The following is a 12,243-nucleotide window of genomic DNA, read 5'->3' on the forward strand; positions in this document are numbered from 1 at the left end:
TGCATCGGCGCGTTTTGTGATCTTCAGAACGCGAAACACGAACAGCCGAACGCGCCCCAGAAACCGGCGAAATCGCTGACCGGCGCGTTCGACAAACGGGCCTTTTCATGGCTGTGGGCATGCACGCCGCACGGCCCGCTGCAATGGTGAACCTGCGCATGCGTCGGCGACGTCGGACGCCAATGACCCGGCACCTTGACCACCGGCGACCAGTCCGGCAGCACCGGCACGCTGGCAGGTCCCAGTTTTTCGAAATCACCGGCGGCGTACACCACCTTGCCGCCGACCACGGTCAACACTGACTCGATCCACTTGATCGCTTCTTCATCGACGCTGAAAAAGTCCGCGCTGAGCGCTGCGACATCCGCCAGTTGGCCGACCTTGATCATGCCTTTCTTGCCCTGCTCGGAAGAGAACCAGGCGCTGCCGTGGGTGAACAACTCCAGCGCTGTCTGCCGCGACAGGCCCTCGGCGTGCAGTTCCAGGCCACCGACGGTGCGACCGCTGACCATCCAGTACAACGAGGTCCATGGATTGTAGCTGGACACCCGCGTGGCATCGGTGCCGGCGCCGACCGGTACCCCTTCGGCCAGCATGCGCTTGATCGGCGGCGTGGCCTCGGCGGCTTTGGCGCCGTAACGCTCGACAAAATATTCGCCCTGAAACGCCATGCGATCCTGAATCGCAATCCCGCCACCCAACGCCCTCACCCGCTCAATGTTCTGCGGTGTGATGGTTTCAGCATGGTCGAAGAACCACGGCAAACCGTTGAACGGAATGTCGCGGTTGACCTTCTCGAACACGTCGAGCATGCGGCTGATGGATTCGTTGTACGTCGCGTGCAATCGGAACGGCCAGCGCTGCTCGACGAGGTGGCGGACCACCGGTTCCAGCTCATCTTCCATGGTCTGCGGCAGATCCGGACGCGGTTCGAGGAAGTCCTCGAAGTCTGCCGCCGAAAACACCAGCATTTCCCCGGCGCCGTTGTGCCGCAGGTAATCGTCGCCCTGATGCAGGGTCACGCTGGACGTCCAGTTTTTGAAGTCGGTCAGCTCTTCTTTCGGTTTCTGCGTGAACAGGTTGTAGGCGATACGAATGGTCAGCTGCTGGTCCTTGGCCAACTGTTCGATCACCTGGTAATCGTCGGGATAATTCTGGAAACCACCGCCGGCATCGATGGCGCTGGTCAGACCCAGGCGATTGAGTTCGCGCATGAACTGGCGGGTCGAGTTGACCTGATACTCCAGCGGCAACTTCGGCCCCTTGGCCAGCGTCGAGTACAAAATCATCGCGTTGGGGCGCGCCACCAACATGCCGGTCGGCTCGCCATTGGCGTCGCGTACAATCTCGCCACCCGGCGGATTCGGCGTGTTGCGGGTATAACCGGCCACGCGCAATGCGGCGCGGTTGAGCAAGGCGCGGTCGTACAAATGCAGGACAAACACCGGGGTGTCTGGCGCGGCCTGATTGAGTTCTTCGAGGGTCGGCATGCGTTTTTCGGCGAACTGGAATTCGTTCCAGCCACCGACCACCCGCACCCATTGCGGCGTGGGCGTGCGATCGGCCTGGTCCTTGAGCATGCGCAAGGCATCGACCACCGACGGCACGCCTTCCCAACGCAGTTCGAGGTTGTAATTCAGACCGCCGCGAATCAGGTGCAAGTGCGAGTCGTTGAGGCCGGGAATGACGCAACGGCCCTTGAGGTCGATGACCTGCGTGCCCGACCCGCGCAGGGCCATGGCTTCGGCGTCGGTGCCGACCGCAACGAAGCGACCCTCGCTGATCGCCACCGCACTGGCGCGCGGGTTTTCACGGTCAACGGTATGAAATTGGCCATTGAATAAAATCAGATCGGCGTTCATCGCGTTTCCTTGGACGGAGTGGAAGGAGAAAGCCAGGGCGCGAACAGGCGCGTCGCCATCGGCATGAACAGGTACACCACCGAGACAACGATGGTCAGCGTGATCAGGAACGTCGCGACCACGTAATTGGACAGGATGGCGTTGAGTTGCAGCAGCGGGCCCCAGAGCAGCGGCACCAGCAAGGTGTGCGGCAGAATCACCAGCAACGTCACCACGGCCTGCTTCCAGCGCGGCGGCGGTGGCGAAGCGTCGTCGGCCTGCGGCGCGAACCAGAATTCGTTGACCGGGTTGACCTCGGTCTGGTCGCCGTCGGCGAGCATCGGCGTGGCTTCGTTGACCAGCGACAGGCGCTGCGGCGAATCGAGCCAGCGCTGCATCGCGTCGGTCGAGCAAAAGCGCAGCACACAGGTGTACATGTCCAGGCCGGCGTTTTTACCGCGCATGACGTCCACGCCCAAGTGCCCTTCCTGCTGCCCGGCGATGCTGACTATGTTGCGCAACCAGGTTTCATAGGGCGCTTCAAAACCGGCCTTGACCCGGTGCTTGATGACCAGGGTCACGACTTCCTCGAAACGATTGGATTCAGGCATAACGCAAAGCTCCGGCAAATCGGACATTGAGCGCCAGCCGTCCCGGCCCGGCGATAAAAAGGCTGGTGAACAAAATCAACAGCAGCCAACCGAACTGCCCTTCCTCGAGGCTCCATTGCGCGTGCACCACCAGCAGCGCGATCAGCAGCACCGCCAAAATCGGCAGGCACGCCAGACGCACCAACACCCCGGCGATAATCAGCAACGGGCACAGCACCTCGGCAAAAATCGCCAGCATCAGCGTGACGTTCGTGCCCAGGTGAAACGGGTCTTCGATGACTTGCAGTTGAGCGCTGTAGTTAAGCAGCTTCGGCAAACCGTGCACCCACAGCAGAAACACACCGCCACTGACCCGCAAAAACAGCAGTCCGAGATCCTGCGCCCGCTCATCCCATCGCGACGTATTCATGGGCTACCCGCACTAATAAAAAACCACCGGCGTTCATGCGCCGGGACCTGGTTTGATAGTGCCGGGACGGGGGCGGGGGAAATTGGATGTACGTGCTGTTTTTGCCAATGAGCCGGATCTTCATCGTTCGGCAGATTTATGCCGGGCACAAAAAACGGCCTCTACCGAGGCCGTTTTTTTTCAACGCATCGAAACCGCAGGCATGACGCTGGCCCTGCTTAAGGAGTGGCCCGAACGGTATATTCACGGACATCAAAGACCACCGCCGTCGCGGGATCCGGGACCTGATCCAGATTGACCCTGAAGCGAATGGACAATGTGCTGCCGACAGCCAATAGTTGCAAATAGCTGTACGCAATCGTAATGCTGTGGCTATTGGTCGTAACCCAACTTCGATGAACCGAATTGCGCACCCCCGTCCACACGGTGCGATTGTGACTTTCACCGGTGGCGTTCTCGCCTTCCAGATCCAGCCAGATCCGCTGCCCAGTGGCGGTATGCGGCCAGCCACCAAACCTGAGAGCTGCCCCGGCCATGACGTCTTTCAGATCGAGTTCGTCTGTACCGTTCGCCTGGGTAATCACCGGAGCAATGAGCGCAGTTGACGGGATCGCCAGCACGTTAAGGGGAAACGGTTGTGAGGTCACCGGAGGTGATGCTCCGCGTGTGTAGGTGAAGGTAACCTCCGCCTTTTTCCCCACACTAAACGCCACCAAGGAAACGGGCAGCGCTATTTCTCTTGGGCGAGCGGTGCCAGCCAAAACGGGGGTTGTCGTGTGCGAACCCGCTGCCGGCGTGCCTGGCGCGGCTGTCCATTGCACAGTAAGGCTGTCGTTGGGCTCCATCTCGTAATTCAGGACGGCTGTCAGACTTTGCGTAGCCGCGAGGGGATCAAGATTGACGTTATCGAGTGCTTCTTTGATCGACAACTGCCGATCTTTCAGCATCACGTTGATCGTCCACACATTGGATACCGCTTCATCGCCATACAACGCTTTGACCTGCAACTCGTGCATTCCGTCAGTCAGTCCGGTGAGCACATACGTCCACCTACCGGAATCGGCCGCGACCGTGGCCGTGCCTTTGGAAATGTCCCCGTCAAAGATTTCCACTTCCCCACCCGCCATTGCGGTACCTTCAACCGTCACGATGCCGTGCTCGGTCTCCCCCCCATCGACAATGTCCCGACCGAGTGGATCTTTCACCGACAAGATCACCGGGGGTCTCGATGCGTTCGTGCTGACGATGTAGTTTCGCGGCGCGAACTTCAGAGCCTTGGCCTCATCCTGGCTCCCATCCAGAGTCGCCATCATCTCCACTATCAGTGTGCTGCCATTCCTGAGCCCATTGAGCGGGGCGGCGTCATGGTTTTGCGCGTGAAAGCCCCTAAGGATAAAGGGTTGATCGACAACGGTGCTCGGCCAGTACACAACGTCGAAAGGGCTGCCGTTGGCGTTGGTCCCTCTGAGCCGAAGCCAGAAGTTTTGATCGTAAGCAATCAGAGGCCATCCGTTTATTCGCAGGGTGAATTCAGTCAGAGCCTTCACATCCAGCGTCAAACCTTCGCCACCGTTGTCGGCCTGCGGAATAAACGGTCTGGGCAAATCGCCCTGTGCCAGTGGCAACACATACAAAATCAAGGGCTGTGAGGTGTTGGGCTCCGAGTCGCCGCTGATGACGGTGTAAGTCAGCGTAATCGTTTGGCCCAGATTGTATGTCACCAGCGAATTGGGAATGCGAAGCTCCACGGGACGTGTGTTTCCGACCTGGACGAAGTCCGAAGTGTATGACCCCTCCGCCGGCGTCCCCGGTGCCCCCTGCCACCTCACGCTAAACCGGTCCGTGGGTTGCATTTCATAGTTCACAACCACAGTAAGGGTATGCCTGACCGATACTGGATTCAGGAGAGTGAAGGCCGGGTTTTCCTTGACATACGGGGGCGGCAGGTCGTTGGTGACTAAGGTAGACAGACTGTTCATCGTTCGCTCTCTGTGCGGGATTGACCTGGCCCCCCGCTTTTTGGGGTGCGAGCCTATCTCACATCGAATAGAGAGCAACGGCTACTGTCAGAACTTACAGGTCGACAGCTTTTACAGACGAACGGCATGTGTGCCAGACATAAAAAACGACCTCTGCCGAGACCGTTTTAAATCGACGAAGCTACCGCGGACCAACACCATCCAGCGTCCGACTCACCGCCAGCTCAGCCAGCATGATGACCTGCTGAATGCCCAGCATCGCATACCGCTGCGGCCCTTCCAGATGCCCGGCAAAATCACTGGCCAGCACACTCGCCGAAGCCAGGGACTCACAAGCGTGGGCCATCAGGCTTTCGTTATCGATATCGGGGGCGACGATGAACATTGCGCAGGCCTTGCGGGTGACGGGGGCGTTGAGGGCAGACGGATTGAGGTAGTGATCCAGCGCGGTCGGCGGCTTCGTGGAGCTTTTTCGGATCGAGGGGATCGTAGGGGGAAACGTCGTCGGCTTCCGGGGGATTGGGTGTGGCTTTGAACAGGGTGAATCTCCTTTGGAAAATAGCGCCACCAGAACCCGTCGCGAAACAAGTAAGGAGGCGACTGCATACGGGTTAGCGAACCGGTCAAAGGCACCCGGCAGATCCGAAGGTCTCCCGCACACAGCCACCATAACGTAATTGCAGACGTCAAAAGCCTGCAAGAAAGTCTGGAGCAATGATGCACTTTGAATAGTCCGGGTCGCTAAACCCGATCGCTGATTGGCAGCGATGGGGAAACGATAAAGACCGGGGTCAAAGCGCACAAGCCGGCGGATCCTGGCGCAGTCGTAGGCAACGGCGCAAGGATCTGTAGCTTTCAGGAAGTAACGCTAAACACCATTAAACACAACCCTCACATCAACACACGTTCCCCTTGTGGGAGTGGGCTTGCTCGCGAAGGCGGTGTGCCATTCAGCATTGATGTTGACTGGCACTCCGCCTTCGCGAGCAAGCCCGCTCCCACAGTGGAATGATGTGTACCAGCAAGAGACTGGTCGGCTGTCAGGCCGCCTTCGCGGGCAAGCCTCGCTCCTACAAGGGGTTCGGTGTACACGCTTCGCTTCTCACCACTCATCAGGTCGAGCGTTAGCTCGCCTGCAGCTCTTGATCTTGATCCACCCGCCCCGTCGGGAGGCTGAGTGGAGGTGTTCATCCGGGGAGTGGCGCGCAGCGCCGTTCGACGCAGTCGAACACGCTGCATGTAGGTCGTCGCGAAGCAGACCGGAGGGCAGTGTCCCCGGATGGATACCGGAGCGAAGGAACGCCGAGCCTTAGCGAGGGGCCGGACGCTTGGGGCGAGCGTTTTTTTGCTTACTTTTTTTAGGCGTTTGTAAAAAAAGTGAGTCGCCGTAAGGGCGAAACCGCCAGCCGCCGTTACCGCAGAAATGGATATGTACACAACCACCAAGAACCTGGTCGGCCCGAAGGCCGCCACGTTCAAGCCGAAACCGGCAAAGGCCTCGACATGAACTCACTGATCCGCGACCGCAACCACCGCTCCGCCGGATCATTGTCATGCACCCCGCTCCACGCCATCGAAAGTTGCGCCGCATCAATGGGAAACGGCGGATCCTCCGCCCGCAACGCACACCCTTCAACCAACGCACACGCCGCATAATCCGGCACCGTGGCAATCATCTCAGTGCCGGCCAGCAACGCCCGCAACCCACTGAACTGCGGCACGCCCAACACCACCCGGCGGCTGCGGCCGACCTTGGCCAGATCCAGATCGATGTTGCCGCTCAGATCGCCAGAGAACGACACCATGGCATGCGGACGTTCGCAATATTCGTCGAGCGTCAGCGTCCCCGGTCGTTTGTCCCCGCGCAGCACTTTGCAAGGGATGTCCCGCAACTTCTTGCACTTGGCATTCGCCGGCAAATCCGTGGTGTAGCTCACCCCCACGGAAATTTCTCCCGAGGCCAGCAATGCCGGCATCAGCAGATAATTGGCGCGACGCACCACCACCACGATCCCCGGCGCCTCTTCCTGCAATTGCCGCAACAATGGCGGAAACAAACCGAACTCGGCATCGTCCGACAGCCCGATGCGAAACACGTCGCAGCTGGTCGTAGGATCAAATTCCTTAGCCCGGCTGACCGCCCCGGAAATCACATCCATCGCCGGTTGCAGCTCCTTGAGAATCGCCAGCGCCCGCGCCGTCGGCTCCATGCCGCGGCCATTGCGCAGCAACAACGGATCATCGAACAGATCCCGCAACCGCCCCAGCGCCGCACTCACCGCCGGTTGCCCCATGAACAGTTTTTCGGCCACACGGGTCAGGTTCTTTTCGAACATCAACGCTTCGAAAATCACCAGCAGGTTCATGTCGACGCGGCGCAGATCGTTACGGTTCATAGGCACGGTTTCCTTGTGTGTTCAGTCGAGGACTTTACTCGATCAACGGCACTTTCGCCGCACGTTTATAAGGCCCGTATTCGACCGGCACCCACTGGAAGTGCTTGCCCTCTGAGACGATGTGACCGATGCCGGGAAACGGCAAGTGCGCCGCCGTCACCCAGGTCTTGCTCGCCGCCGCATCACTGAACACTTTGGCGCGGCTCTTGATCGCCTGCTGACTGTTGACGTCAAAACCGATCGACACTTCCGGGTGTTCGAACTGCACCGCGAGGTTATGCACCAGATCGCCCATGAACAGAATGCTCTGCCCCTGCGAGGTAAATCGGTACGTGGTACTGCCCGGCGTATGCCCGGCTTCCAACTCGGCATCGACCACCCCCGGCACCGGTGACTGACCGGCGGCGAAGGTCTTGAAACGCCCTTGCGCCACATACGGTGCGGTCGAGTCCTGGGCGATTTTGAAATACGGCTTGGCGCCCTCGGGTGCCTTGGCCAGGGCTTGCGGATCAAGCCAGTAGTCGGCCTCGGCCTTCGCAGCAAAGACCGTGGCGTTGGCGAAAACCGGTTTCTGCTGGCCGTCGACCAGCCCGCAGACGTGGTCCAGGTGCAGGTGAGTCAACAGGATCGTGTCGACTTGCGCAGGCTCGTAACCGGCCGCTTTTATATTGTCCGATAGCATGCCGGCCGTTTCGCCGATGCACTGGCCGGCACCGGTGTCCACCAGGATCAGTTGCTTGCCGGTGTTGATCAGAAAGGCGTTGAACGCGGTCTGCACCCCCGGTGTTTCAATCGAGCGACGGGCCAGCAGCGCGCGGATCTGACCCTGGGTCAGGCCCTTGAGCAGTTTCGGCGACAGGTCGTTGTAGCCATCGAACAACGCCGTTACCTCAAAGTCGCCGACCGCCAGACGGAAGTAGCCCGGCACTTGTGTGCCGACCTGAGCCGGTGCCTGAGCCGAGGCAATACCGGACGCCAGCGCGACCGCGAGCCCCAGCGCGCAAACCAGAGAATGTTTCATGCCTTCACCCTTGATCGAGTCATAAAAGCGGCGATGTGAACGACGCCGGATGAGGGCGATTTTGCACGGATCGTGCCCCTGGAAATTGCAGCAATGTGCTGAGTTAGCGCCGTTGCCACCCCTGTGCACCGATGGAATTAACAACGTTTAACTCGCCTGCCAGCGCCCTGCGACCAAGAATGAAGCTCACCGACACGGACATCTGTCATGGCCCATTCTCAGCAAAACGCCGCCCGCGCAACTGTCACTGAAGCGCGAAAGAAAACCACCGGCGGCCTGACCCCGTGGCGCGAAAGCCTGGTCAAGCAGCTGATCCTCGAACGCCTTGGTGAAACCGTTGAAGTGACCGAACTGGCCCGCGCCTGCGCCCTGTCGCGCAGTCATTTCTCCCGCGCGTTCAAGTGCAGCACCGGGCTCTCGCCGCAAGACTGGATTCGCCACCAACGCATCGCCCGGGCCAAGCAGTTGATCCAGAGCACCGACCTGACACTGACGCAAATCAGCCTCGAATGCGGCTTCTGCGATCAGGCGCATTTCTGCCACATCTTCACCCGCAGCGAAGGCATCAATCCGTTTGCGTGGCGTTGCCGTGTTGTGCGCGCCCTCTCTCGCGGGCCGTTGTAGCAGCGAGCGGTGGGGCGATCCGACTTACCCGCGAAGGCGCCCGTAAAATCGTCTTCGCCGGCAAGCCTGGCTCCTACAAGTCTCATGTGAATCCACACCTCGCCCCCCCCAAAAACCTGTAGGAGCGAGGCTTGCCCGCGAAGGCGTCCGTAAAATCGCCTTCGCCGGCAAGCCTGGCTCCTACGGATCGCAGGGATTTCAGCCCAACGGGGTCAGGCGCTCCAACGCCTCGGCCACGCCAAACCCATACGCCGGATCAGCCTTGGTGCAGTTGTCGATATGGCGCTGACGAATCGCCTGCGGCACGCCGTTCATGGCCCGCGCGGTGTTGTCGAACAGCAGCTGTTTGCGCACCGGGTCGAGCAAGCGGAACAGGTTCCCCGGCTGCTCGTAATGGTCCTCTTCCAGCCGATGATCATAGTGTTGCGCGAAGCCTTCCAGCGGCAGCGGTGGCTCGGCCAGTTCCGGTGAATCCTGCCACTCGCCCACGCTGTTCGGGAAGTAACTGGCGGTGCCGCCGAGGTTGCCGTCGGTGCGCATGGCGCCGTCGCGGTGGTAGCTGTGGGCCGGGCAGCGCGGTGCGTTGACCGGGATGTGATTGAAGTTCACCCCCAGGCGATAGCGCTGGGCATCGCCATAGGAAAACAGCCGCGCCTGAAGCATGCGGTCCGGCGAGAAGCTCACCCCCGGCACCACGTTGGCCGGCGAGAACGCCGCTTGCTCGATCTCAGCGAAATGGTTCTCGGCGTTGCGATTGAGCTCCATGATGCCCACTTCGATCAGCGGAAACTCGCCGTGCGGCCAGACTTTGGTCAGGTCGAACGGGTTATGCCGGTAGTTGAGCGCCTGCGCTTCTTCCATCACCTGGATGCACAGCTTCCAGCGCGGGAAGTTGCCCTGCTCGATGACTTCGTAGAGGTCGCGCAGGTTGCTTTCGCGGTCCTTGCCAACCACCGCGGCCGCCTCGGCGTCGGAGAGGTTTTCGATGCCTTGCTGGCAGACAAAGTGAAACTTCACCCACACCCGCTGGTTGTCACTGTTGATCAGGCTGAAGGTGTGGCTGCCGAAGCCGTGCATGTGGCGGAAACTGGTGGGAATCCCGCGATCGCTCATGACGATGGTCACCTGGTGCAGCGCCTCGGGCAGCAGGGTCCAGAAGTCCCAGTTGCTGGTGGCGTTGCGCAGGCCGGTGCGCGGGTCGCGTTTGACCACGTGGTTGAGGTCGGAGAAACGCAGCGGGTCGCGGAAGAAAAACACCGGCGTGTTGTTGCCGACAATGTCCCAGTTACCTTCATCGGTGTAGAACTTCACCGCGAAGCCACGGATGTCGCGCTCGGCATCCGCCGCGCCGCGTTCGCCGGCCACCGAGGAAAAGCGCACGAACAACGGCGTTTCCTTGCCCACTGAGCTGAAGATATTGGCTTTGGTGTAACGCGTGATGTCATGGGTGACGGTGAACGTGCCGTAGGCGCCCGCGCCCTTGGCGTGCATACGCCGCTCGGGGATCAGTTCGCGGTCGAAGTGGGCGAGTTTTTCCAGCAGCCAGATGTCTTGCAAGAGCGCCGGCCCACGGGGGCCGGCGGTCTGGATATTGAGGTTATCGACCACCGGGGCGCCGGTGGCATTTGTGAGCTTTTTCATGAACGTGATCTCGATGGTTGTCTGCTCTCATCAGGAGCGAAAACCGGCGCGGATCTACGCCCGCGCCGGGGTACATCAACCCTTGAGAAACGCCAGCAGATCATCGTTGAGCTGATCCTTGTGGGTATCAGTCAAGCCGTGAGGGGCGCCCGGGTAGATCTTCAACGTAGATCCTTTCACCAGTTTTGCAGACGCAATGCCCGCCGCTTCGAACGGCACCACCTGGTCCGCGTCGCCATGCACCACCAACGTCGGGATGTCGAACTTCTTCAGGTCTTCGGTGAAGTCGGTTTCCGAGAACGCCTTGATGCAGTCATAGGCGTTCTTGTGGCCGGCCAGCATGCCTTGCATCCAGAACCAGTCGATCATGCCCTGGGACGGCTTGGCGTCCGGTTTGTTGAAGCCGAAGAACGGTCCGCTGGCGAGGTCGATGTACAGTTGCGAACGGTCGACCAGGGACGCCTGACGAATGCCATCAAACACTTCGATCGGCAGTCCGCCAGGGTTGGCTTCGGTCTTGAGCATCAGCGGCGGCACCGCGGAAATCAGCCCGGCCTTGGCCACGCGACCGGTGCCGTGGCGACCGATGTAGCGCGCCACTTCGCCGCCGCCGGTGGAGAAGCCGAACAGCACGGCGTCTTTGAGGTCCAGCAACTCGATCAACTGCGCCAGGTCATCGGCGTAGGTATCCATGTCGTTGCCGCTCCACGGCTGGCTGGAGCGGCCATGACCACGACGGTCGTGGGCGATCACCCGGTAGCCTTTGGAGGCCAGGAAGATCATCTGCGATTCCCAGCTGTCGGCGTTCAGTGGCCAGCCGTGGCTGAAGACGATGGGTTGGCCGGTGCCCCAGTCCTTGTAGTAAATCTCGGTGCCGTCTCGGGTCGTGAACGTACTCATGCGATGTCTCCTTTGCGAGTGTTGGGGGTGTATCAAAGCGGTGACGGGTTCATTCGTTCAGCCAGCCGCGCCACCCGCTCGCCGAGGTGCGCGGCGGTGCAACGGTCTTCGGCAGGTGGGGCGAGGTCCGGGGTCTGTTCGACATTCGACTGAGCCATGGCGCCGAGCGAACTGCCCAGGCGATTCATTTGCCCGTCGAAGGCGCCGGTGCTGGAGCGCGCCGGCAGCAGGTCGAGGCCGACCCAGATCATCGAATGCTGCGCGGCGAACACCGCCATCTGCAGCAGGGTGTTGAGTTTGTCGCCGCACAGGCAGCCGGAATTGGTGAAGCCGGCGGCCAGTTTGTCGCGCCACGGCTGGGCGAGGTAGAACGCCGCCGTGGACTCCATGAAGCCTTTGAACGGTGCCGACGCGCTGCCCATGTAGGTCGGGGCGCCGAAGATGATGGCGTCGGCGCTGTGCAACCGGTCCCAGTGCTGCTCCACTTCGTCGACCGGAATCAGCAGGCAGGTGCTGCCCACGTGGCGTTCCACCCCCTGGGCCACGGCTTCGGCCATGACCCGGGTATGCCCGTAGCCACTGTGATAGACCACCACCACGTTGCTCATCCCGGTGTCCTCATGACAAGTTGATCCTTTTGCTACACCACCGCCCCTCTGAGGGAGTGAACTGTGGCGAGGGGATTTAGCGAAACGTCGCACCGCCCCGTTCGGCTGCGAAGCAGTCGTAAAACCATCGAGTGCGGTGTATCTGACATACCGCAGATTTCGATTTCGGGGCCGCTTCGCGACCCAACGGGGATAAATCCCCTCGCCACACAG

Annotated in this window: 10 protein-coding genes and 1 pseudogene; 1 reads left to right on the top strand and 10 read right to left on the bottom strand. The window is 60.6% G+C overall.

Annotated features, from left to right (window positions below; genetic code table 11):
• Nucleotides 1-23 precede the first annotated feature (23 nt).
• The 7 genes and pseudogenes from ACIQV9_RS21885 to ACIQV9_RS21915 all read right to left on the bottom strand — a co-directional run bounded on the left by ACIQV9_RS21885 (nt 24) and on the right by ACIQV9_RS21915 (nt 8,257).
• The gene (locus tag ACIQV9_RS21885; RefSeq protein ID WP_403105795.1) at nt 24-1,862 is read right to left on the bottom strand and encodes an amidohydrolase; all 1,839 of its coding nucleotides are present in this window, start codon (nt 1,860-1,862) and stop codon (nt 24-26) included.
• The gene (locus tag ACIQV9_RS21890) at nt 1,859-2,452 is read right to left on the bottom strand and encodes an antibiotic biosynthesis monooxygenase (RefSeq protein ID WP_403105798.1); all 594 of its coding nucleotides are present in this window, start codon (nt 2,450-2,452) and stop codon (nt 1,859-1,861) included. The genes ACIQV9_RS21885 and ACIQV9_RS21890 overlap by 4 nt, the downstream gene beginning before the upstream one ends.
• A complete protein-coding gene (locus ACIQV9_RS21895; protein ID WP_403105801.1) occupies nt 2,445-2,861 on the bottom strand; it encodes a DoxX family protein in 417 nt (138 codons plus the stop codon). The genes ACIQV9_RS21890 and ACIQV9_RS21895 overlap by 8 nt, the downstream gene beginning before the upstream one ends.
• A 218-nt stretch (nt 2,862-3,079) precedes the next feature.
• The gene (locus tag ACIQV9_RS21900; protein ID WP_403105804.1) at nt 3,080-4,840 is read right to left on the bottom strand and encodes a hypothetical protein; all 1,761 of its coding nucleotides are present in this window, start codon (nt 4,838-4,840) and stop codon (nt 3,080-3,082) included.
• Between the two features lie 181 nt (nt 4,841-5,021).
• Nucleotides 5,022-5,379, bottom strand: a pseudogene (locus ACIQV9_RS21905) (DUF6124 family protein).
• 936 nt (nt 5,380-6,315) lie between these two features.
• Nucleotides 6,316-7,236 carry a LysR family transcriptional regulator gene (locus ACIQV9_RS21910; RefSeq protein ID WP_403105806.1) on the bottom strand — a complete coding sequence of 307 codons (921 nt, stop codon included), beginning with the start codon at nt 7,234-7,236 and terminating at the stop codon, nt 6,316-6,318.
• 34 nt (nt 7,237-7,270) lie between these two features.
• Nucleotides 7,271-8,257 (bottom strand): MBL fold metallo-hydrolase, encoded by a 987-nt coding sequence (locus ACIQV9_RS21915; protein WP_403105809.1) that lies wholly within the window; start codon nt 8,255-8,257, stop codon nt 7,271-7,273.
• A 207-nt stretch (nt 8,258-8,464) separates the two neighbouring features.
• Here ACIQV9_RS21915 and ACIQV9_RS21920 point away from each other — a divergent pair, with 207 nt between their 5' ends.
• Entirely contained in the window at nt 8,465-8,881 is a 417-nt protein-coding gene (locus ACIQV9_RS21920) for a helix-turn-helix domain-containing protein (protein WP_403105812.1), read from the top strand.
• A gap of 198 nt (nt 8,882-9,079) precedes the next feature.
• Here ACIQV9_RS21920 and ACIQV9_RS21925 read toward each other — a convergent pair whose 3' ends face one another.
• The 3 genes from ACIQV9_RS21925 to ACIQV9_RS21935 form a co-directional block, all read right to left on the bottom strand.
• A complete protein-coding gene (locus ACIQV9_RS21925) occupies nt 9,080-10,522 on the bottom strand; it encodes a catalase (RefSeq protein ID WP_403105815.1) in 1,443 nt (480 codons plus the stop codon).
• Between the two features lie 75 nt (nt 10,523-10,597).
• Nucleotides 10,598-11,422: an alpha/beta fold hydrolase gene (locus ACIQV9_RS21930; RefSeq protein WP_403105818.1), complete on the bottom strand. Its 825-nt coding sequence runs from the start codon at nt 11,420-11,422 to the stop codon at nt 10,598-10,600.
• Nucleotides 11,423-11,454: 32 nt separating this feature from the next.
• A complete protein-coding gene (locus ACIQV9_RS21935; protein ID WP_403105821.1) occupies nt 11,455-12,030 on the bottom strand; it encodes a flavodoxin family protein in 576 nt (191 codons plus the stop codon).
• Between the last annotated feature and the right edge of the window lie 213 nt (nt 12,031-12,243).

Source organism: Pseudomonas sp. NPDC099000 (assembly GCF_044759925.1).
In the GTDB taxonomy this organism is placed as follows: Bacteria; Pseudomonadota; Gammaproteobacteria; order Pseudomonadales; family Pseudomonadaceae; genus Aquipseudomonas.